An 18,871-nucleotide genomic window follows, 5' to 3' on the forward strand; every position below is an offset into this window, starting at 1 on the left:
CGTCGCGGCCTCTGCCACGGGCGGCAGCCGCTCGGCCAGTGCGGTGAGGGTCTGCGAGGTGCCGGCATCCAGCGTGACGTCGGCGAACCGGTCGCCGCGGGTCGCACCGCGGTTGACGACGGCCACCGGGATGCCGCGCTGGGCGGCCCGGCGCACGAACCGCAGCCCCGACTGCACCGCGAGCGAGGTTCCCGCCACAAGCAGCGCCTGCGCGCTGTCGACCAGCTCGTACGCCCGGGTCACCCGGGGGCCGGGCACCGTCTCGCCGAAGTAGACGATCTCGGGCTTGAGCATGCCGTGGCACGGCCCGCTGCCGCCGTCGGCGTCCGGCGCCCAGCAGTCGGCGACGACGAACCCCTCGGTCGTCTCGATGACGGCATCGGCGTCGGGCGCGATCTCGACATCGGCGACGTCGGCGGCGAACCCGGGGTTGAGCAAGTCGAGCCGCGCGGCGACCTCGGCCCGGGTGTACAGGTGGCCGCAGCGCAGACAGCTCACCTGGTCGTAGCGGCCGTGCAGGTCGATGACGGTGACCGAGCCGGCCTGCTCGTGCAGCAGGTCGACGTTCTGGGTGATGACGCCGAGCACCAGCCCGCGCTGCTCCAGCCGGGCCAGCGCGCGGTGCCCGTCGTTGGGCACCGTCGTGTTCACGTGCCGCCAGCCGACGTGGTTGCGCGCCCAGTAGGTGCGGCGGAACGCCTCGTCGGCGACGAACTGCTGGTAGGTGATGGGCCGGCGCGGCGGGGAGTCGGGGCCGCGGTAGTCGGGGATCCCCGAGTCGGTCGAGACACCCGCCCCGGTGAGCACCACGAACCGTCGTCCGGACAGCAGCGTCACGAGGTCGTCAAGGGTTCCCACGGGTCCACCGTAGGCCGCCCGCACCGAGGCCCCCGATTCGGTCGAACCCGCCCCGCTCCGGTATCCTGTCCGGCGGTAGCGTGTCCGAGCGGCCTAAGGAGCACGCCTCGAAAGCGTGTGTGGGTGAAAGTCCACCGTGGGTTCAAATCCCACCGTTACCGCCAGAGTCGAAGTGACAGAACCCCTCGCGGGGGCCCGGAAGGGCAACCTGCGGGGGGTTCGGTCGTCTCCGGGGGCGTGTCCGTCGTCGAGATCAGGTTCGGCGGCGCGAGCCGCTACCTGCCCCGGCTGGTCGGCCGCTGCGACCGACCCGCAGCGGCGGCCCCACCTCCGGCCCCTTGGTCAGTGCCGCCGTCGCCGCCCGGCCGCCCCGCCGCCGGCGGAGCCGCCGAGCGTGAGCGAGACGCCGATGAGGAAGCCGAAGTTGTACCAGCCGCCGGAGTTGTGCACCGAGTAGACGCCGACGTTGTGGTTGAACAGCGAGATGACGAACGTGATCGGCGCGATGGCGCCCTGCCAGAGGCCGAGCCAGAAGCCGGGGACGCCGCCGTCGGGTGCGGGGGTCCCCACCAGCTCGTTCGCGGCGGGTGCGCAGGCGGTGAGCGCCAGCAGGAGGGCCCCGACGAGCAGGGTCGTGCGGAGCGCGCGTGTCGTCATGCCCCCACCCAACCGCGGACCGGTGACGGGCGGAAGGGGACGTGGTCGTGGTTCCTCGCGGGCGCCGGTGCGTCCGACGCTCACCACCCGCCGTCGAGGGCGGTGGCGAGCGCCACGGCCGGATGCGCCGCGGTGCTCAGGTTGGCCGCGGCGAGCAGAGCCGTCGCGAGTGCGCCCGACGTGGCGAGCAGCCAGGCGGGGACCAGAACCCGGCGTGCGTGCGGGACCCCCGCCGACGCCCCCGTCCGGCGTCGGCGCAGCAGGACGGCCGTGGCGACGAGGGCGGCTGTGGCGGCCCCGGAGAGTCCCGCCATCGCCAGGTGGTACCGCGTGAAGTCCGCGAGCATGGCGTCGAGTGGTGCCGTCCAGGCCTCCGAGCCCGTGCCCTCGGTCAGCGTGGCGCCGGCCTCGTCGAGCGCTACGGCGACGGGGCCGGTGGCGCCGTCGGCCACGACCGGCAGCAGCGAGGCGAAGGGTGCGACCGCTCCCTGCACGTTGGCCATGAGCAGCAGCGCCGAGAACCCCGCGAGCCCGGCGACGACCGCGCCGGCCGACGTGTGGACGATCCGTCGCACCAGCCGTGAGCCGGGAGGCGCGTGCCCGATCACCTGGGCGAGGCGGACGAGCACGACGAGCAGCAGCGCCGCCATGACGGCCTTGACGACGTGGTACCGCGACCACGACTCGACGACCTGGTCGAGGGCTGGGGAGTAGGCGCGCTGGCCCGAGGTCCAGTACTCGAGGAAGGCCGTGCGTGCGGCACGGGCGAGCTGCTGCCGGCCGTGGAGTCCGCCTCCGAACGTCGTGGTGGCCACTGCGGGCGGGACGAGGACGAAGGCCGCAGCGAGAGCGGCGCCGAGGCCGGTGAGGGCCGCGCCTCGCCGGGTGGCCCTGTGCGGGGAAGACGGGGATGTGGGTGTGCGGGTCACGAGCGCTCCTCGTGGTCGGTGGCTGCCGCGTTCACGCCGTCGCGCTGCCGACAGGCGGATGTGCGGGATCGGCGTCGGCTGACGGTCCGCCGCCGTCGGTGTCCCGGAGTCCGGTGACGATGAGGACGACGGCGAGGCTGATCTCCCAGGCGAACACCGGGACGGCGCCGACCGCGGTGACCGGGGACGCCTGCGGCCAGGCGCCGAACATGACGCCGAGGTTCGAGGCCAGCACGAGCGGTCCGCCGACCAGCCCGAGCGTGGTGACGAACCGCGGGACCAGGGCGTGGTGGTGCAGCACCCAGGCCAGCATCGTGGTGTGCACGGCGACGACGAGCCCCTGCCCGATGAGGAAGGACCAGCCGTGGACGGCGACGAGGGCTTGCCCGGCGAGAGCCAGCGTGGCGGTTCCTGTCCCGCTGGGCGCGTCCCGTCGCAGGGTGACGACGGCGAGCACGGCGAGAGTGCCCGCGAGGATGGTGGCGGCCTCGACGGTGCGCAGGGTGGCGTAGCCGATGGCACCGGTGGCGCTGGACCGCCGGACGAGCGGGTAGAGGGCGACCGCGGTGCCGATGACCGCGAGCGCGAGGACGACCTCGAGCAACCCGCCGAGCAGCACCGAGCCGGTGGCCCCGGACCCGAGGTCGCCGTCGCTGCGGTTGAGCACGGGGGCGTACAGCGCCAGGGCCGCGACCGAGGTCACGTGGGTCACGAGGTACAGCACACCGGCGATGCGCGCGGTGCGTCGACGAGGGCTCATGGGATCTCCCGGTCCGAGTTGTGTACGGCGTACACCTGTCGCGACCGAGGTTAGGTGTACGCTGTACACAGGTCAAGAGCAGGGAGGTGCGCCGTGGCTCCCGGTCGACGCGAACGGCTGACCAGGGCTCGCGTCGTCGACGCCGCGATGACCCTGGCCGACGACGGTGGGCTCGACGGGCTGAGCATGCGCCGGCTTGCCGAGCACCTCGGCGTCGTCCCGATGGCCCTCTACCGGCACGTCGCCGACAAGCACGAGCTGCTGGACGCCATGATCGACCGGGTCTTCGCCGAGCTCACCGACCCCGTCGACCCCGACTGGGCGCGAGCGCTGCGGGCCCGCGCCCAGTCGATGCGCGGCGCCCTGACGCGTCATCCCTGGGCCATCGGCCGGATGGAGACCGGGACCCCCGGACCGGCCAATCTCGCGCACCACAATGCCGTCATGGGCTGCCTGCGCGCGGGGGCCCGGCTGCCCTTCTGGGACGCCGTGCACGCCTCGAGCCTGCTCGACAGCTACGTCTACGGATTCGCGCTGCAGGACCGCACCCTCGCCGGCGACATCCCTGCCGAGGCCGCCCGGCGCCGCGAGGTGGTCGTCGCGGACGGCCCAGCCGCGCTCGACGCCTACCCGTACCTGGTCGAGGTCGCCGACCAGCTCGGTCGGCACGGCTACGACTTCGCCCAGGAGTTCGAGATCGGGCTCGACCTGGTCCTCGACGCGATCCGGGGGCTGCGCCCGGTGGGCGAGACGGCTGTCGAGGGTGCCGGCGGCCCCGCGTCGCGCGAGCCCGGGCCGGCAGGGGGCTAGGCGGAGCCGGCCGGGCGGACCGCCGTCCGGGTGCGGATCTCGGTCCGGTGGGTTCCCATCGGGGGGTACGTCCGGCCGGTGCCCACCCAGGAGGTCCGATGGCAGTCCTCGTCTCGACCCTGTTCATCTCGCTCGACGGTGTCGTCGAGGTCGACCCGTCCTGGCACTTCCCGTACTTCGACGCGCACATGGGGGCCGCCGTCGGCGAGGACTACGAGGACGTCGACGTGCTGCTGCTGGGCCGGGCGACCTATGACAGCTTCGCGGGCGCCTGGCCGGACCGGGAGCTGGCCGGCGGTGAGGACGCGACGTTCGCGGCCCAGCTGGGTGACGTGCGCAAGGTCGTGGCCACCCGCGGCACGCAGGCCCTGGGCTGGCGCAACGTCGAGGCGCTCCAGGGCGATCTGGTCGAGGCGGTCGCGGCGCTCAAGGCGACGCCGGGGGTGGCGAAGATCCTGGTCCCGGGATCCATCTCGGTGGTGCGTCAGCTGCTGGCGGCCGGGCTGGTCGACGAGCTGCGGCTGCTCGTGCACCCCGTCGCGGCCCGGCACGGGACGCGGCTGTTCGACGAGGGCGAGCCGGTCTACCCGCTGGCGCTGCTGCGCTCGCAGGTGTTCCCGACGGGTGTGCTCCGGCTGGTCTACGCCCCGGCGACGCTGCCGGGCGCCCGAGGGTACGAGGACGTGACCGACCGGCTGCCGGGGTCGGGGCAGGACTGAGCCGCTCGACCCGGACCGGCACCGGGTCGGGTCGGTACCGTCGGACGATGACCGGCGCCCCGCTCCCGACCTCCACCCGGCGGGCGCTGCGCGCGCTCCCCGTGGTCTGGTTCGTGCACGACCTCGAGGAGCTCGCCACCATGAGCGCGACCTCGCAGCACCTGCCCGACAGGATCGGCGCGCGGCTGCCGTGGGTACCGGCCAGCGTGCGCGACCGGGTCCGGACGGGCCCGGCCGAGGCGGCCGGTGCGATCGCGCTGGTGGGCGTGCTCATGGTCGGCACGGCGGAGCTCGCGGTGCGCCGGCCCGGGTCCCGACTGGCGCGAACCTTCGTCGAGGTCGAGACGGTGGGACTGGGGCTGCACGCGCTCTCGCACGTCGGCGCGAGCCTCGTCCTGCGCTGCTACACGACGGGGGTGGTGACCGCACCGACGGTGGCTCTCCCCGGCGCGGCGGTGGTCGCGACGACGCTCGTCGACGAGGGCTACACCACGTGGCCGCGGCTGCTCCGGGCGGTGCGTTGGCTGCCGGCCCTGCCCGCCGTGGCGGGGCTCGCGCACCTCGGTGCGCGATGGGCCGCAGCGCGCTGGGGGACCGGCGGCCCGGCTGTGGCTGCGGATGTGCGAGGCTCGTCCCGTGACCGCTGACGACCCGTACGTGGTGCCCGCCGCCGCCGTCTTCAACCTGCGTGACCTGGGCGGTCGCCCCGCCGTCACAGGGTCGGTCGCCCGCGGCCGCTTCTACCGCTCCGGTGAGCTGGCAGACCCCCGCGTGGTGGCCGACCCGGCGGTCGTCGGCCTCGGGCTGCGCACCGTCGTCGACCTGCGCACCATCCACGAGGTGCGCGAACGGCCCGACCACGTGCCCGACGGTGTCACCTACCTGCACCTGGACGTGCTCGCCGACATGCCGCCGCAGGCGGCCGCCGACCAGGCCCGGCTGATGAGCGACCCGCACGCGTTCGCCCAGGCCTTCGGTGGCTTCGACGCCGTCGCGCAGATGCAGGGCACCTACCGCGACCTGGTGACGGGCGGTGCGGCGCGCACGGGGTACGCGGCGTTCGTCCGCGCGGTGCTGGCCGCGCAGGGCGCCCCCGTCCTGGTGCACTGCACCGCGGGCAAGGACCGCACCGGCTGGGCGTCGACGCTGCTGCTGCTCGCCGCCGGGGTCGATGCCGAGCAGGTGCGCGCCGAGTACCTGGCGGTCAACCCGGCCGTGCGCCGGGCCTTCGCCCCGCTCATCGAGCGGTACGTCGCCTCGGGCGGCTCGGCGGATCTGCTGGCGCCCATGCTCGAGGTGCGGCCCGAGTACCTGGCCGCAGCGTTCGCGGAGGTGGACCGAGAGTTCGGCGGCTTCACCGGCTACCTGCAGGACGGGCTCGGGCTGGACGGCGACGAGATCCACGAGCTGCGCACCCTGCTGCTGGACACGGACGGACGGGACTGAGATGGACCTGCGCATCTTCGTCGAGCCCCAGCAGGGCGCGACCTACGACGACCAGCTCGCGATGGCCCAGGCCACCGAGGACCTGGGGTTCTCCGGCTTCTTCCGTTCCGACCACTTCCTGGCGATGGGCGGCGACGGGCTGCCCGGTCCCACCGACTCCTGGCTCACCCTGGCCGGGCTCGCGCTGCAGACCCGGCGCATCCGGCTGGGCACGCTGGTCTCGTCGGCGACCTTCCGGCTGCCTGGGGTGCTCGCCATCCAGGTGGCCCAGGTGGACGCCATGTCTGGGGGCCGGGTGGAGCTGGGGCTCGGTGCCGGCTGGTTCGAGGAGGAGCACACGGCCTACGGCATCCCGTTCCCGGACCGGCGGCTGGACCGGCTCGACGAGCAGCTCGCGATCGTCGACGGGCTGTGGGGAACCCCGCTGGGTGAGCGCTTCTCCTACGAGGGCACGCACTACCGGTTGGCCGACTCGCCCGCCCTGCCCAAGCCGGTGCAGCGCTCGCCGCTCGACCCGACCCGTTCCGGGGTGCCGCTCATCGTCGGCGGGATGGGGCCGCGTCGGACCCCGGCGCTGGCGGCCCGCTACGCCGCAGAGCTCAACCTGCCGTTCCCGGCGCTGGACCAGGTCCCGGCCGCGCTGGACCGGGCCCGCGCGGCATGCCGCGACGTGGGGCGCGACCCCGCGACACTCACCCTCTCGGTGGCCCTGGCCACCTGCGTCGGCCGGGACGACGCCGAGGTGGCCCGGCGGGCCGCCGCGATCGACCGCGATCCGGACGAGCTGCGCGCGTTCGGGCTCGCGGGCACCCCGGCTCAGGTGGTCGACCGGCTGGGCCGGCTGGGCGAGCTCGGGCTCGATCGGGTCTACCTGCAGGTGCTCGACCTGCACGACCTGGACCACCTGGTGCTCATCGCGCAGGAGGTCGCCCGTCAGCTGCCCTGAGCCGGGCGGGTCAGACGGCCGCGGAACCGACCGCGCTGCCCGCCAGCTCGGGCTGCCGGGCCGGGGCCTCGGAAGGCTGCCGCACGAGCCGGCGAGCCGTGGCGAGCCACACGAGCACGAGTGCGACGTTGCGCCCCACCAGGACGAGCGTCTGCGGCACCCCGCCGCCGATGATCCCGCCGTACACCCACGGGAACACCACCTGGGTGGCCAGCGCGATGCCGAGCATCCAGCGTGCGGTGCGGTCCCAGTGCGGCAGGCCGAGCGCGAGCGCGACCGCGACCGGCGCCGCGAGCCAGGTGATGTACTGCGGCGAGAGCACCTTGTTGGTCACGAGCATGGTGAGCACGACGAGCAACGAGCCGCGTGCCACGAGCTCGGCCGCCGGCAGCGGGTTCGGGCCGGTGGTCCGCCGCCGCCACATCAGCCAGGTGGCCGCGATCAGCGCGAGGCCGAAGACGATGTCGAGCACGTTGATGAGGGTCGGGACGCCGGGGCCGTGCACCTCGTAGGTGATGATCTGCGAGTTGTACATCCGCGACACCTTGGAGCTCACCAGGCCCACGAGCAGCCACGGCGAGGCGCCCACCGACTCCAGCTGGAGGCCACGGCCACCCTGGGCGAACAGGAACGAGGCCACGTGCCCGGCTCCGCCGAGCAGGGCGACCACGGCGACGACACCTGCGCTGAGCAGGGCTGCCGGGGCGATGACCTCCTTCAGGGGCCGCTTGGTCGCGAGCACGATCGGCAGCAGCAGCGCCCCGGGCGCGACCTTGATCCAGGCGCCCACCGTGAGCAGCACGGCCGCCACGCGCGGCCGCTTGGCGAGGGCCAGCAGCGCGAGGATGCTCAGCGGCGCCACCAGCGCGTCGAGCCGTCCCACGGAGACCGGCCCGAGCGCGAACAGGAACGCGACGAACCAGGCGGCGCCCACCAGCCCGTTGCGGCGGCGCAGCAGCTCACGCATCGCGAGCGCGTTGAGGATGGTCACCATGACGGCCCAGCCGAGCCGGAACGTCATGTCGTTGTGGCCGGCGAGCTCACCGACGAGCACCATCGGGACCAGGGCGCCGACCGGGTACACCCAGGCCGTGGTGAACACCGGCCAGGTGCCGAGGTTGACCCCGTACCAGACCCACGCGCGGTACAGGTCGAGGTCCCAGAAGACCCGGTCCGGCATGAGCAGCACGCCCTGCAGCGCGATGAGCAGGTGGACCAGCCCGAACGCGATCCAGACGCGACGGACGGACAGTCGGGAAGACAGCGTGACCTCCGGGTGGGATGCGGCCTTGCCAGGGTACGTGCTCCTGATGTGCGTCGCGCTCTCCTGCCGGTCCATCCGCATCCTTCGTGTATCAGCCCGCGGTCGCCGTCGGGGTGCTCAGCAGGGTCTCGAGTGCGACGCAGCCGGTCGGGTTGGCCAGCGGCGTGTGGGGGTCCAGACCGACCTTGTCGACCGCGACGAGGTCGGAGAAGCCGGTCCCGAGGACGAGGTCGACCGACGGGTCGGTGTGGGCGGCGTCGAAGCTCAGCACGACGCCGCTGACCTCCGCGGCCAAGGTGTAGGCCTGGGGGACGGAGGACGGCCCGAAGATGATGCGACCGGCGTCGGGGACGGTCGAGGTGTAGTTGCCCGTCTTCCCCAGGGTGAACCCGCGGGCGGTGAGGGCGGCGCCGGTGAGGCCGGCGAGCCCGGTGCGGCCGGCGCCGTTGAAGACGTTGACGGTGACCTGGTCGAAGGCGACCGGCAGCGTGCCGTCCGGCAGGCAGGGCACGGTGACCGCGGCCGTGCTCGGACTCTCCGTCGAGAAGCCACGGCTGAAGAACGGTAACGAGGTGGTGCCGGTGAACACGGCGGCCCCGATGACACCGGAGACGGCCATCACGGCCAGGATGACGCCGAACACGACGGTCTGGCGCTCGTGCATCGTGCGTCGCCGCTGCGCGCGCTCCCGGTCGATGCCGCTCACAGGGTCAGCACCCTGGCGTGCAGGACCCGGCGGCCCTGGAGCGCGGCGCGCACGGCGCGGTGCAGGCCGTCCTCGAGATAGAGGACACCCTGGTACTGCACGACGTGGGCGAAGAGGTCGCCGTAGAACGTCGAGTCGTCGGCCAGCAGCGCCTCGAGGTCCAAGGTGCGCTTGGTCGTGACGAGCTCATCGAGCCTGACCAGCCGAGGGGCGACGTCGACCCACTGCTTGATGGTCTCGACACCATGGTCTGGATAGGGCCGCCCGTCGCTCACCCCCTTGAAGATCACGGAGCGAGTCTAGGTGACGGGGCCCTCAGGCTCGCGTCAGTCCCAGGGATGACCAGGACGGCGACCAAGGGCGGACCTGCCGGCACGACGAAGGGCGGCACCCCGAGGGGGTGCCGCCCTTCAGCGTTCAGAGGTTCCTCAGGCGGGAACGACGTTCGACGCCTGCGGGCCCTTGGGGCCCTGCTGGACGTCGAAGGTGACCTTCTGGTTCTCCTCGAGCGTGCGGTAGCCGCTCGAGGTGATGGCCGAGTAGTGCACGAACACGTCAGCGCCGCCGTCCTCGGGGGCGATGAAGCCGAAGCCCTTCTCGGCGTTGAACCACTTGACGGTACCTGCAGCCATTGCTCTGTCTCCTTGCGGGTGATGGACGACCCCGACGACCGGGACCGGTGAATCACGGTGGTCGTCGTCCGCCAGGAACGAGCTTCGCCAAGAACAAGCTGCGCCCGAAACAAGCGTGGTGTGACAACTACAGCACTGCGACTACGTCAACCAGCGTAGGGGTAGGGCAGGCGGCATGTCGAGAGGTGGATCAGCTGCTCGCGCGGCAGTCGAATGCGACCACGGCGTCGACCTTCTTCCCGTCGGCCGTGATGGTGCCGACCACCACCTTGTGGGAGCCGGAGCCGCCGTCCGTCGAGTCCAGGCAGGCGGGGTGGCCGGCCGTGTGCGTCGCGCCGTCCGTGCCGATCCAGACCGGGACGGACGAGCCGATCTCGAACGTGGACTTCCCGACGGTGGCCCGCGCGGTGCCGCCGTCGACGCTCACGGTCGCGACCTGCCAGTCGGTGGCCGGCTGCCGACCGGCCCCGACGCTCCAGCCCGCGCCGAACGCGATGGTCATCGCGGCCAGCGGCACCACGAGGCGACGGACGAGCTCGGAGCCGGAGCGGGTCGGTTCGGTCATGGCGGACATGATCTCGTACCGCGCGGGTGGCCTGCGTCGGCTCCGGGGCGGTGCGGGCGTGACCTGGCGCACGTCGTGCCGGCACCTGCGGACGAGATTCACCCGCATCCGGTGGGTGCAGTCGGCTGACCGCCGTCCGAACCCGCCCGGGCGGGCACCTGGGTGGGCCACTATCGGGGGGTGCGTGTCGACCTGGTCCCCGCCATGCGTGCGCGCTACCTGGCGGTGGCCGAGGCGGCGGGTGGTGGGCTGGCGGTGCTCGGAGCCCTCGTCCCGCGGTGCACGAGCCGCGCGGTGGCCTCGGTCTGGCTGGTCATCGGCCTGGCGGTCGTGCTGCTCGCGCTGGGCACCTGGGTGCTGCGGCGACGGCGTGGCGTGCTCGCCGGGAGCCTCGCGCTCGCGCTGGCCGCGGTCGCGGTGCTGCTGGCCGTCACCCCGGAGCCTGCGGCGGCGGTGACCCTGGTCATCCCGATGATGCTCGGCGGGCAGATGGGGGCACTCGTGCTGCCCGTGCGGCACTGGCGTCGGCTCACCTGGTACGTGGCGGCGCTCACCGCGAGCGCGGTGCTGGTCAACCCGGCCGGTTTCGACCCGCCGCAGCAGCTCGCCATGGTGGGGCTGGTGGGGGTGGGGCTGGCGCTCATCGGCCGGATCTACGCCCAGGTGCATGACCAGGCGACCACCGATGCGCTCACCGGCGCGTACAGCCGCGCCGTGCTCGACCGCACCGTGCTCGGCACCATCGCCGCCGCCGCCGCGGGTGCGCGGCCCAGCCTGGCGGTGGTCGACCTGGACCGGCTCAAGGAGCTCAACGACACCGGCGGCCATGCGGCGGGCGACCGCGCGCTGGTCGACGTCGTGCAGGTGCTGCAGGACGGGCTGGACCCGGACGACGTGGTGGCGCGCCTCGGTGGCGACGAGTTCGTCGTGCTCTTCGCCGACCAGGACGAACGGTCGGCGGCACGCTGGTTGGAGCGGGCGCGGGCGCGGTCGACGTACACCTGGTCGTACGGGGTGACCTCGGTGCACGGTGACGACACGGTGAGCAGCGTGCTCAAGCGCGCCGACGACGCGCTGTACCGCCACAAGTCCGGCGAGACCGCGAACGCGCTCGACTGAGCAGGGCCCGGCTCAGCCCTCGCGGTCCAGCACACCGCGGACGAAGGCGGCCTGCCCCAGGTGCTCCAGGGCGTCGCCCAGCACGCTCATGAGGCGCACGCCGCGGGTCACCGGCGGGTCCCAGCGCCGGTCGACCACGTCGTCCAGCTGCTCCGGGGTCACGGTGGTCAGGTAGCGGGCCGTGGCCGCCGCCGTCGCCTCGTAGTAGCCGAGCAGCAGCTCGACGCCGGCCACCACGAGCGCCACCTGGTCGGCGGTGTGGCCGTAGCCCATGTCGGTGGGGGCCAGCGGGAGGTCGAACCGGGTGTCCCAGCCCTGCGCGGTCCAGACCTGCGGCTCACCGGCCAGCGGTGCCACCTGCGCGTCCTGCTCGCGGGCGATGTGCCAGGCCAGCCAGGCGAGGGTGTTGGCCTGCGGGTCCAGGCGGCGGGTGAGCGCGGCCTCGTCCAGCCCGGTGAGGACCCGGGTGAGGCCCGGACCCACCCGGGAGAAGCCGTCGGCCAGGACCTCGACACCGTTCATTGCGCTCCCGTCGTCGTCCCGATCCTGGCACCGCGGTGGGTGCGTCGCCAGGAGAGGGGCCGGCTGCCAGGCGACGGGGTGGACGCGGCCGACGACCGGTGCGCGGCCGGTCTCAGCCGAGCGGCTCGGGACGGGTGGTCGCGGGGGCCAGCCAGTGCGCGAGCAGCACGGCGGCGATCGACCCGGCGGCCATCACCCCGCTGAGCACGACGATCTGGAACCGCCCGGCCTCCAGCGGCGAGACCCCGCCGAAGATCGCGCCGACGAACGCCCCCGGCAGCGTGACCAGCCCCGTGGTGCGGGTCTGGTCGGTGGTCGGGATGAGGGCGTGGTGGATGGCCTCACGGGCGATGCCTGCGGTCGACTGCCGTGCGGTGGCGCCGAGGGCGAGCCAGCCCTCGACCTCCTCCCAGTGGTCGCGTGTGAGCTGGTTGAGCTGGCGGCCCACGAGGGTGGCGATCGACATGGAGTTGCCGACCACGATCCCGCCGATCGCCAGCGCGTACCGGCTGGTGAGGGTGAGCGCCCCGGTGCCGAACACGACAGTCAGCGTGACCAGCACCCCGGCGCCCATCGACCCGGCGACCACGGCGAAGCGCTGCGGGCTCCAGCCGAGCCGACGGGTCGAGGTGACGGCGGCCACCGTGAACATGACGAGCAGCGCAACGCCCACCCACCAGGGGTCGGCGATCACCCCTGAGAGCACGAGCGCGACGGCGGCCAGCTGCAGGCCGCCGCGCAGCACCGCCCACGCCGGCGCCCACGGGTGCGGGGTGCGGCGCACGCCCAGCGTCACGGCCGTGACGGCGACCAGGGCGGCGACCCCGACGAGGGTGCGGACGAGCTCGCTCAGGGGCACGGCAAGGACGCTAGTGCCCGCGGGTCGGGCCGGGGCGGCGGCGGGCCGGTGCCGGGACGGGCGGGTGCCGGGACGGGCGGGTGCCGGGACGGGCGGGTGCTGGGACGGGCCCTGTGCCGCAGGGCGAACGGCGCACAGCGGGGACATGGCGGGGCGCTAGCCTCGCCTGGGTGCCGGCGCGGACGCCGGGCCGGGCGAACAAGGAGGTCACGGTGGCGTTCGGGTGGCAGCTGCACGGAGACGGCAGGGACGTCCCGCCAGGCGAGGTGGTGGCCCCTGGTGAGCGGCTCACCTGGCCCCGGACCATCGGCATCGGCATGCAGCACGTCATCGCCATGTCGGGTGCGACGTTCCTGGTGCCGCTCATCACCGGGTTCCCGCCGCAGACCACGCTGTTCTTCTCGGCCGTGGGCACCATCGGCTTCCTGCTGCTCACCCGCAACCGGCTGCCCAGCTACCTGGGCTCGTCGTTCGCGTTCATCGCACCGATCGCCGCCGCCAAGACGTCCGGCGGGATGGGGGCGGCCGTCGGCGGGGTGCTGGTCGCCGGTCTGGCGCTCGCCCTCGTCGGGCTCATCGTGCAGGTGGCCGGGTCGCGGTGGATCGATGTGACGATGCCGCCGGTCGTGACCGGCACCATCGTCGCGCTCATCGGGTTCAACCTGGCGCCCGCGGCGTGGGGCTCGTGCACCGACACCGGGTGCTCGGGGGTGCGCGGGGCGCCCGTGACCGCGATCGCGACGATTGCCGCGATCGTGCTGTCCACCGTGCTGTTCCGCGGGCTGCTGGGCCGGTTGTCGGTCCTCGTGGGGGTGCTCGTCGGGTACGCCGTCGCGGCGCTGCGCGGTGAGGTCGACTACAGCGCCATCGCCGCGGCGCCGCTCGTCGGGCTGCCCACCTTCACCACCCCGACGCTGTCGCTCAGCGTGCTCGGGCTGTTCCTGCCGGTCGTCGTCGTGCTCGTGGCCGAGAACATCGGGCACGTGAAGTCGGTGGCCGCGATGACGGGGACCGACCTGGACCCGCTCACCGGCCGCGCGCTGCTGGCCGACGGCCTGGCGACCACGCTGGCCGGTCTGGGTGGCGGCTCGGGCACCACGACCTATGCCGAGAACATCGGGGTGATGGCGGCCTCCCGCGTCTACTCCACCGCTGCCTACTGGGTCGCCGCGCTCACCGCGCTCGTGCTGTCCATGTCGCCGCGGTTCGGCGCCGTCATCGGCACGATCCCGGCCGGGGTGCTCGGCGGGGCGGGCACCGTGCTCTACGGCATGATCGGCCTGCTCGGCGCCCGGATCTGGGTGCAGAACAAGGTCGACTTCTCGCACCCGACCAACCTCATCCCGGCGGCGATCGCGCTCATCATCGGGGTGGCGAACTACACCTGGACCGTCGGGGAGCTGCAGTTCCAGGGCATCGCGCTGGGCACCGCCGCCGCCATCGGCATCTACCACCTCATGCGGGTGGTGGCCCGCTGGCGCGGCACCTCGCTCGAACCGGCCACACCGGCGTCGGTGCCAGGTGGGGACGAGCTGGTCAGCTAGGACTGCTAGAACGACCGGAGTCGAATGCGCGGGTTCATGGGAGAGGAGCCCCGACGCGCTCGTCTGGCGTCCATCTCGGATGCGTCGGCCCGACGCATCCGAGAGGACTCCATCGCCTCGTGAAGCAGGGCATCCAGGGCGGCTCGAGTGCTGTCCGAGTCGCGGTCGCCGTCTTGCGGCAGAGCGTCGATGGTGCCGATCCGAAACGCGGTACTCATGTTCCCTCCATGCCCTGAGAAACTACAGGCTCTTCGCGTGCCCCGCCTGGGAGACCGTCGCTGGAACCTACGCCAGGGGCCTCCCAACGAGGGAGGCTGATCGCACCGTCGGTCGTTGAAGCGCCCGTCGGTCCTGATGATCCGGCGCGGCGCTCGCGCCTGGTCAGTATGGACAGTCGAAGGAACATCGCCACGAGCCTGCCAACCACGGCGGCGGCTGCAAGGGCTGCCCCGCACCAAACATTACGCAAAGCGATTGGCTCCGATTGGCCAAGATGGACGGCAATGGAGCACGCCGCCCCGAAGAGCAGGATGCAAATCGCAATTACCGAGAAGCGAGGTCCGAAGAGCAGCTTGGTCGTCATCATATGAGGACTACGGCGTGCCAAAGCTGCCGCCAAGACTCCAGGTGCAAGCAGCAGGACTGCCGTCGCAGAGGAAGCGTCCGCGTTCACCAGGTAGCCCGGCTTGACGCTCGCCAGGAAAGCGCCGATCGTCAGGACTAGCAAGATGAAGCTGCTGGAGAGAATTGACGTTCGGATGGTTCCCGTCTGCACCGGAATGAATCGAGCGTAAGCCCGGGCATAGGCGACGCCGCGACGTTCCCGGGTGTGCATGTGTGCGGTCGCATGGGAAGAGTCGTCGTCGCGCATGATTGCCGCTGAGTCATCGCGCTTGTAGACCATTAGCAGGCACGCCCCGATGACCCGCAGGTCGTACGGTGCGACAATCTCAAGGTGGTAGCTCTCTGACTCGACGACTCTTCCTCCGACGTCCACGGAGAACGGCGCGCCGCGGGCTCCAGTTGCCGATTCCAGCCTGGCGACTATTCGCCCACTCAAGTCGTTCGCTAGCGGAGATCCGGCTTGCCGGAGACAGTCCCGAAGCGCCCTGGGATTGCTCGCGTTCTTGCTCAGAATCTCTGCAGGATCCGGCTTTCCGTAGATGAGTTCGTCCGAGTAGTTGAGGCGCACGACCCTCCGTGACAAGCGCCCTTCGACGGTGACGACCAGGTAGAAGTGGTCGTAGGAGTCGCATAGCGCCAGGCGAAATGCGCGGTCTTCCCATAGCAGTGTCCCCTGGGAACCTGTGTCCTTGAGCTTCTCAGGCAGGATCCTGTGGGCGACAATTCCGTCGAGGCAACGTTGAACAGCATTGTCGAGGATATTCTCGGAGCCGGTGCCCCTCGCGAGAACTGTATCGGCAAGGCCGAGAATTCCTCCCAGAACCAATCGTCGCTCCTCATGGAAGGTTAGGCGGGGGAGGTCGCTGCCGCTCTCGTCAACAGCCCGAATTGTCGTATGATGTCCGACGGGGAGTTTGGCGATGGGCAGTGCCCACAATCCACCGACTTCGGGGAGTGGGAATCTCAGCCCAGAAAGCCTTAGGTCGAGCGTCAGCTCTCGTCGATAGATCGCGTAGTCTTCGAAAGTAATGCGATCAACGCATCGGGCAACCCAAGCTCTTGAGTTCGAGTCAGATCTCAATGCCAGCAGTCGAAGTCCTGCCAGCCGACACTCATCGTCGTCCATACGCCCCCTGCTTCGTCCAAAAGTCCTGGCACTGTAGCACCCCCTGCGTTTGTAGGGAAGCGCTTGTCTGGTTGGCCTCGGTTCCTGTTCGTGAGTGAGCCTCTCCCCTGCGGTCGATTCTTGTGGCGCGTCCGCACCTGTGCTGTTGTGCGAGTGTGAGGTGAATGCCGAGAACTCCGAGAGTGACCGAGGTAGCTTGAGCCTGGTAGCGGCGCTAGTCTCGGCGGTTTTACAACATTGAGGAAGAGAGGGGTTGCCCGGCGCGGATCTCTGTCCGTTTGGGGCCCCACCCTGCGCCGGAAGGGTTTCCCGTCGGTTCGGCTGGGAGGCTCAACACTGAACGCACTTCTGACCGACCGCTGGGCGGTTCAGGGTCCTCGACTAGTCCAGGACGACGAGGTGGCCGGTGGCGTCGAACGCCGCCGGCCGCACGTCGACCACCCAGGCCGGGTCGAGCGGGGCGTACACGTGCGGGTACAGCTCGCCGTCGCCGCCGTCCTCCTCGACCACCCGGACGCCGTCGGCCTCGATGGTGTCCAGGTCGAGCACGAGCACGCACACCGGCTCGGTGACGTCCCGGTAGACCGCCCGGGCCACCGCGGGCAGCTGCCGCGGGTGGCTCGTGTGCACGAAGCCGACCTGCTCGAACGTCGCGCCGCGGGTCGAGCCGGCGTAGCGCCCGGTGTCGAGGGCCGCCTGCCAGTCGGCCACGGTCGCCAGGTGCCACACGTGACGCGGCGCCGGTGCGGACGCCAGCACCCGCGCGATGGTGCCCGACCAGCTCTCCTGCTCGTCGACCACGAAGCACAGCTCGTTGGCCTCCGGGTCGCGCAGCACCACGTAGCCCTCCCCGTGCGGGTCGAGCTCCTGCTGGCCGGTGCGGGTGGCCCCCAGACGTTCGGCGCGGGCCACGGCGTGCCGGGCGTCACGGACCCGGACGTCCAGGTGCAGCCGGTTCTTCGGGGACGCCTTGGGCTCCGGGACCTTCTGGAATGCCAGGAGCAGCGGATCGGCGTCGACCACCGCCCAGCCCTCGTCGAGCGCCGCCCAGCGCACCCCGAGCACCGCGGCCCAGAACCGGGCCAGTGCGGCCGGGTCGGCGCAGTCGACGACGACTTCCTGGAAGCGGATGCCCATACCGGTGACCCTAACCACGCCGGCGCCCGGCGGTCAGGGGGTCAGACGGTGCGCTCGGCCCGGTCCCGGATGCCGCGCAGCATCTTCTCCGTCATCACGAAGCTGAGCGCGGCCGTCGGCTCGGCGACCGCCGCCGACCAGCCGCTGCGGTAGCCGTAGCGCTCGCGGACGACGAGCCGCGTGGTGCCGCCGCGGGACCGGCGCAGCGCGAACGCCCAGGTGTACTCGTAGGGCGCCGGCGGCTGGTCCGGGTCCGGGACGCTGCGCAGCACGAGCGCACGCGCCGGGGCGACCTCGGCGACCTCGAGCGCGACCCTCGGGTGCAGGTGCACGAGGTCACCGGGGGACAGCTGCTGCCAGCGCTCCTCGATGGTCTGCGCCGACTGCACGTCGCAGCCGACGAGGTTCTCCAACCAGTCGTAGGAGTAGAAGCCGCCGCGGCCCTGACCGAGCTGGACCACCCAGCGCCACACGTCCTCCGGTGCGGCGTCGATGGTGACCGCGCGGGTGGCCACGAGACCGGCGTCCTCGAGGAGGTCGTCACCGGGCAGCTCGGCGTCGAGCTCGGCCTCGGTCGCGCCGAAGTGCAGCGTCCACGCGCGCAGCAGCGGCAGGTTGGCCGCCACCAGCACCGCCACCGAGAGCGCGGCCTGACGGCCGGAGGGACGGGGGAGCACGCGGACGCAAGGCATGGGACGACCCCATCACGGCGGGTGGGCGCAGTCCAGCGCTCCCGGCACCGGTCGGGTGATCCGTTGCCGCTGTGCTGCGACCGGGGTGTGCGGGAGGGACCTGGGGCCTGGGTCAGGGTTCCCGGCTGGGCGGGACGACGCCCGGCCCAGCGCCGAGGCCGGCACGCACCCGTCGGGTCAGCCCCGCGACGACGAGCGTGTACGACTGGTCGACGAGGTCGGCCACGAGGTCGTCGACCAGGGCGGACGGCCCGTCGCCGAGGAAGCCGGTCGCGAGGTCGACGGTGATCCAGTGCTGCTTGTTGAGGTGGTAGCCGGGCGTGATCGACGGGTAGTCGTGGCGCAGCGCGCGGGCCCAGTACGGGTCGCACTTGAGGGACAGCGTGGTCCCGGCGTCCGTGGCGAGGACGAACATGCGGGTGGCCACCTTGACCACGCCCGTCGTCGCGTCGAACGGGTAAGTGAGGTGGGCGCCGGGCAGCGTGAGGGCGTAGGCGCGCACCTGGTCGACCGTGCGCATCGGGCCGGTCTGGCCGGGGCTGGTCCGGGGGTCGGCGCCGGGCGCCTTGGCTTCGGTCACGGGACCAGCATGCCGGGCAGGGCCGACACCCCGGTGCGTGGACGTGTGGGACGGGTGGGCGATCGCGTGGGACGAGTGGGCGCACCGGCACGTCGTCGGCGAGAGTAGGGCGGTGCTCACCGCCACCTCCGGGACCGGGACCGTCGTGGCCCTCGGGCTGCTGCTCGTGGTGCTCGCGTTCTCCGTCACGCGACCCCGTGGGCTGCCCGAGGCCGTCGCCGCCGTGCCGGCCGCGCTCGTCGTCGTGCTGCTCGGCCTGGTGCCGTGGGCGCAGGCCGGTGACGAGGTCGCGGCCCTGGCGCCGACGGTCGGGTTCCTGGCCGCCGTGCTGGCGCTCGCCGAGCTGGCCCGGGCCGGGGCGCAGGTCGCCGCGACC

22 protein-coding genes, 1 tRNA gene and 1 pseudogene are annotated in these 18,871 nt (G+C 72.3%); 9 read left to right on the forward strand and 15 right to left on the reverse strand.

Features of this window, described 5'->3' with window-relative positions; genetic code table 11:
* A partial coding sequence (locus F2B26_RS07930; RefSeq protein WP_159808136.1) for a Sir2 family NAD-dependent protein deacetylase occupies positions 1-882 on the reverse strand: 882 nt, incomplete at its 3' end.
* 50 nt (positions 883-932) lie between these two features.
* Here F2B26_RS07930 and F2B26_RS07935 point away from each other — a divergent pair.
* A tRNA-Ser gene (locus F2B26_RS07935) sits at positions 933-1,022 on the forward strand.
* A gap of 178 nt (positions 1,023-1,200) precedes the next feature.
* Here the strand turns inward: F2B26_RS07935 and F2B26_RS07940 are convergent.
* From F2B26_RS07940 to F2B26_RS07950, 3 genes are all read right to left on the reverse strand, one after another.
* Positions 1,201-1,515, reverse strand: a complete 315-nt coding sequence (locus tag F2B26_RS07940) for a hypothetical protein (protein WP_159808138.1) — start codon at positions 1,513-1,515, stop codon at positions 1,201-1,203.
* A gap of 80 nt (positions 1,516-1,595) precedes the next feature.
* Positions 1,596-2,444: a hypothetical protein gene (locus F2B26_RS07945; protein WP_159808140.1), complete on the reverse strand. Its 849-nt coding sequence runs from the start codon at positions 2,442-2,444 to the stop codon at positions 1,596-1,598.
* A 31-nt stretch (positions 2,445-2,475) separates the two neighbouring features.
* Complete coding sequence (locus tag F2B26_RS07950) at positions 2,476-3,204, reverse strand: DUF4386 domain-containing protein (protein ID WP_159808142.1); 729 nt, start codon at positions 3,202-3,204, stop codon at positions 2,476-2,478.
* Between the two features lie 93 nt (positions 3,205-3,297).
* Between F2B26_RS07950 and F2B26_RS07955 the strand changes: the two genes are divergently transcribed.
* The 5 genes from F2B26_RS07955 (at position 3,298) to F2B26_RS07975 (ending at position 7,125) form a co-directional block, all read left to right on the forward strand.
* Positions 3,298-4,014, forward strand: a complete 717-nt coding sequence (locus F2B26_RS07955; RefSeq protein WP_235929557.1) for a TetR/AcrR family transcriptional regulator — start codon at positions 3,298-3,300, stop codon at positions 4,012-4,014.
* Between the two features lie 98 nt (positions 4,015-4,112).
* Positions 4,113-4,733, forward strand: coding sequence for a dihydrofolate reductase family protein (locus F2B26_RS07960; RefSeq protein ID WP_159808144.1), 621 nt, complete (start codon positions 4,113-4,115; stop codon positions 4,731-4,733).
* Between the two features lie 47 nt (positions 4,734-4,780).
* Positions 4,781-5,380 (forward strand): HXXEE domain-containing protein, encoded by a 600-nt coding sequence (locus F2B26_RS07965; protein WP_159808146.1) that lies wholly within the window; start codon positions 4,781-4,783, stop codon positions 5,378-5,380.
* A complete protein-coding gene (locus tag F2B26_RS07970) occupies positions 5,370-6,179 on the forward strand; it encodes a tyrosine-protein phosphatase (RefSeq protein WP_235929558.1) in 810 nt (269 codons plus the stop codon). The genes F2B26_RS07965 and F2B26_RS07970 overlap by 11 nt, the downstream gene beginning before the upstream one ends.
* A gap of 1 nt (position 6,180) precedes the next feature.
* The gene (locus tag F2B26_RS07975; protein WP_159808150.1) at positions 6,181-7,125 is read left to right on the forward strand and encodes an LLM class F420-dependent oxidoreductase; all 945 of its coding nucleotides are present in this window, start codon (positions 6,181-6,183) and stop codon (positions 7,123-7,125) included.
* A gap of 10 nt (positions 7,126-7,135) precedes the next feature.
* Here the strand turns inward: F2B26_RS07975 and F2B26_RS07980 are convergent, their stop codons facing one another.
* From F2B26_RS07980 to F2B26_RS08000, 5 genes are all read right to left on the reverse strand, one after another.
* The gene (locus F2B26_RS07980; RefSeq protein ID WP_159808152.1) at positions 7,136-8,464 is read right to left on the reverse strand and encodes a glycosyltransferase 87 family protein; all 1,329 of its coding nucleotides are present in this window, start codon (positions 8,462-8,464) and stop codon (positions 7,136-7,138) included.
* A 16-nt stretch (positions 8,465-8,480) separates the two neighbouring features.
* Entirely contained in the window at positions 8,481-9,095 is a 615-nt protein-coding gene (locus F2B26_RS07985) for a LytR C-terminal domain-containing protein (RefSeq protein WP_159808154.1), read from the reverse strand.
* The gene (locus F2B26_RS07990; protein ID WP_159808156.1) at positions 9,092-9,385 is read right to left on the reverse strand and encodes a type II toxin-antitoxin system VapB family antitoxin; all 294 of its coding nucleotides are present in this window, start codon (positions 9,383-9,385) and stop codon (positions 9,092-9,094) included. Before F2B26_RS07990 ends, F2B26_RS07985 begins: the two co-directional genes overlap by 4 nt.
* A gap of 138 nt (positions 9,386-9,523) precedes the next feature.
* Positions 9,524-9,727: a transcription antiterminator/RNA stability regulator CspE gene (gene cspE, locus F2B26_RS07995; protein ID WP_159808158.1), complete on the reverse strand. Its 204-nt coding sequence runs from the start codon at positions 9,725-9,727 to the stop codon at positions 9,524-9,526.
* Positions 9,728-9,917: 190 nt separating this feature from the next.
* Positions 9,918-10,292 carry a hypothetical protein gene (locus F2B26_RS08000; RefSeq protein ID WP_159808160.1) on the reverse strand — a complete coding sequence of 125 codons (375 nt, stop codon included), beginning with the start codon at positions 10,290-10,292 and terminating at the stop codon, positions 9,918-9,920.
* Between the two features lie 180 nt (positions 10,293-10,472).
* Between F2B26_RS08000 and F2B26_RS08005 the strand changes: the two genes are divergently transcribed.
* Positions 10,473-11,411 carry a GGDEF domain-containing protein gene (locus F2B26_RS08005; RefSeq protein WP_159808162.1) on the forward strand — a complete coding sequence of 313 codons (939 nt, stop codon included), beginning with the start codon at positions 10,473-10,475 and terminating at the stop codon, positions 11,409-11,411.
* Positions 11,412-11,423: 12 nt separating this feature from the next.
* On the opposite strand, the gene F2B26_RS08010 is transcribed toward F2B26_RS08005, so the two are convergent.
* Positions 11,424-11,933: a mycothiol transferase gene (locus F2B26_RS08010; protein WP_159808164.1), complete on the reverse strand. Its 510-nt coding sequence runs from the start codon at positions 11,931-11,933 to the stop codon at positions 11,424-11,426.
* A 112-nt stretch (positions 11,934-12,045) separates the two neighbouring features.
* Positions 12,046-12,792, reverse strand: a complete 747-nt coding sequence (locus F2B26_RS08015; protein ID WP_159808166.1) for an ABC transporter permease — start codon at positions 12,790-12,792, stop codon at positions 12,046-12,048.
* A gap of 212 nt (positions 12,793-13,004) precedes the next feature.
* Here F2B26_RS08015 and F2B26_RS08020 point away from each other — a divergent pair, with 212 nt between their 5' ends.
* Entirely contained in the window at positions 13,005-14,336 is a 1,332-nt protein-coding gene (locus F2B26_RS08020) for a uracil-xanthine permease family protein (RefSeq protein ID WP_159808176.1), read from the forward strand.
* A gap of 214 nt (positions 14,337-14,550) precedes the next feature.
* Here the strand turns inward: F2B26_RS08020 and F2B26_RS08025 are convergent, their stop codons facing one another.
* The 4 genes from F2B26_RS08025 to F2B26_RS08040 all read right to left on the reverse strand — a co-directional run bounded on the left by F2B26_RS08025 (position 14,551) and on the right by F2B26_RS08040 (position 18,495).
* Positions 14,551-16,086, reverse strand: a complete 1,536-nt coding sequence (locus F2B26_RS08025; RefSeq protein WP_159808168.1) for a hypothetical protein — start codon at positions 16,084-16,086, stop codon at positions 14,551-14,553.
* A gap of 381 nt (positions 16,087-16,467) precedes the next feature.
* Complete coding sequence (locus F2B26_RS08030) at positions 16,468-17,223, reverse strand: DUF952 domain-containing protein (RefSeq protein ID WP_159808170.1); 756 nt, start codon at positions 17,221-17,223, stop codon at positions 16,468-16,470.
* A gap of 41 nt (positions 17,224-17,264) precedes the next feature.
* Positions 17,265-17,900, reverse strand: a complete 636-nt coding sequence (locus tag F2B26_RS08035) for an SRPBCC family protein (RefSeq protein ID WP_235929559.1) — start codon at positions 17,898-17,900, stop codon at positions 17,265-17,267.
* A gap of 127 nt (positions 17,901-18,027) precedes the next feature.
* Complete coding sequence (locus tag F2B26_RS08040; protein ID WP_235929560.1) at positions 18,028-18,495, reverse strand: MmcQ/YjbR family DNA-binding protein; 468 nt, start codon at positions 18,493-18,495, stop codon at positions 18,028-18,030.
* 37 nt (positions 18,496-18,532) lie between these two features.
* Here F2B26_RS08040 and F2B26_RS08045 point away from each other — a divergent pair.
* Positions 18,533-18,871, forward strand: a pseudogene (locus tag F2B26_RS08045) (hypothetical protein); the annotation flags it as partial.

It is taken from the genome of Cellulomonas citrea, from assembly GCF_009829685.1.
Lineage (GTDB): Bacteria > Actinomycetota > Actinomycetes > Actinomycetales > Cellulomonadaceae > Cellulomonas > Cellulomonas citrea.